Annotated in this window: 2 protein-coding genes; both read left to right on the top strand. The window is 69.3% G+C overall.

Annotated features, from left to right (window positions below):
* The first annotated feature begins 113 nt into the window (after window positions 1-113).
* On the top strand, window positions 114-1,325 hold the full coding sequence (locus P1P70_RS44145; RefSeq protein ID WP_319248067.1) for a pyridoxal phosphate-dependent aminotransferase: 1,212 nt from the start codon (window positions 114-116) through the stop codon (window positions 1,323-1,325).
* A gap of 112 nt (window positions 1,326-1,437) precedes the next feature.
* Window positions 1,438-1,842 (top strand): hypothetical protein, encoded by a 405-nt coding sequence (locus P1P70_RS44140; RefSeq protein ID WP_319248065.1) that lies wholly within the window; start codon window positions 1,438-1,440, stop codon window positions 1,840-1,842.
* The last annotated feature ends 43 nt before the right edge of the window (window positions 1,843-1,885 follow it).

The raw sequence follows: 1,885 nt of genomic DNA, 5'->3' as shown, positions 1-1,885 counted from the left end.
GTAGAGAGGAGGGGGCCGGGGGAACAGCGGCGGGGCATTTCGGGGTAATGCGGCCGTCCCACGTGGTGGAAAACACGGCCCGGAACGCGTTACCGCGCCGTAAGCTCACGGACATGCAGGTGATCCAGTCGACCAAGCTCGCCAACGTCTGTTACGAGATCCGGGGCCCGGTGCTCGAGGAGGCGATGCGGCTCGAGGCGGCGGGGCACCGGATCCTCAAGCTGAACACGGGCAACCCGGCGGCGTTCGGCTTCGAGTGCCCGCCCGAGATCCTGGAGGACATCCTCCGGAACGTCTCCAGCGCCCACGGGTACGGCGACGCCAAGGGCCTGCTCGCCGCCCGCCGGGCCGTCGTCATGCACAACCAGACCCTCGGCATCGAGACGGACGTCGAGCACGTCTTCATCGGCAACGGTGTCTCCGAGCTGATCGTGATGGCCATGCAGGGCCTCCTCGACGACGGCGACGAGGTCCTCGTACCGTCCCCGGACTACCCGCTGTGGACGGCGGCGGTCTCCCTGTCCGGCGGTACGGCCGTGCACTACCGCTGCGACGAGCAGTCCGACTGGATGCCGGACCTCGCGGACGTCGAGCGGAAGGTCACCGACCGCACCAAGGCGATCGTCATCATCAACCCGAACAACCCGACGGGCGCGGTGTACGACGAGGCGGTGCTGCGCGGGCTGACGGACATCGCGCGCCGCCACAACCTGCTGGTCTGCTCCGACGAGATCTACGACAAGATCCTCTACGACGGCGCCACACACACACCGACGGCCTCGGTCGCCCCCGACCTGCTGACCCTCACCTTCAACGGCATGTCGAAGGCGTACCGGGTGGCCGGCTACCGGGTGGGCTGGGTCGCGATCTCCGGGCCGCGCGCGCACGCCGACTCCTACATCGAGGGTCTGACGATCCTCGCGAACATGCGGCTGTGCGCGAACATGCCGGGACAGCACGGGGTGGTCGCCGCGCTCAGCGGGCGGCAGACGATCAACGACCTGGTGCTGCCGGGCGGACGGCTGAAGGAGCAACGGGACGTCGCGTACGAGCTGCTCACGCAGATCCCGGGCGTCTCGTGCGTGAAGCCGAAGGGGGCGCTGTATCTGTTCCCGCGCCTCGATCCGAACGTCTTCAAGATCAAGGACGACCGGCGGATGGTCCTCGACCTGCTCCGACAGGAGAAGATCATGGTCGTGCAGGGCACCGGCTTCAACTGGGCCGAGCCCGACCACTTCCGGGTCGTGACGCTGCCGACGGTGGGTGACCTGCGGTCCGCGATCACCCGGATCGGGAACTTCCTGGACGGGTACGGGCAGGCCTGACATCGCGCGCCGAGTACGGCGCACCGGGGACTTTCAGCACTTTCGGACGTCGCTCAACTTTAGACCGAATCTAAGATAGGCTGGTCGTCCGAGAGCGCTTGGAGGCCATCCCATGTACGAGCCGATCCGCACCAAGTCGGTCCACACGATGGCCGGCACGACCTCCTCCGACTTCCCTCACCGTTCGCGTGAGGAAGAGCTGGACATCCAGCTCGCGGGTCATCTGGCGGCGCTTCTGGCGGCGACGGACGAACTCCGCGCGCTGGCCCCTTCCGACGACCTCGACGCGGCCGCGGAGGCGCTCGCCGCGCGGGTCGCCCAGCTGAGGGGCGGCCGGCCTCCCGTACGCGTCGCCGCCGGCGGCGGGGGCGAGGGCGACGTGGCCGCACTGCACCGGAGGGCGCACGCGCTCGCGGGGCGGGCGCTTGTCGTCGCCGCGTCGCGGGCGGATACGGCGTCGGCGATTCTGGCGGCTTCGCGCATGGACGCGCATGCGGGTGTGCCGTTGGGCGCGTAGCCGCTCGGGGGTGCCTGTTTCGTCGCCGGGTGCGGGTGGGTGG

The organism is Streptomyces sp. MB09-02B (genome assembly GCF_033794485.1).
In the GTDB taxonomy this organism is placed as follows: domain Bacteria; phylum Actinomycetota; class Actinomycetes; order Streptomycetales; family Streptomycetaceae; genus Streptomyces.
The sequence above is the reverse complement of the archived record's forward strand: the minus strand, read 5'-3'. Positions and strand labels throughout refer to the sequence as shown.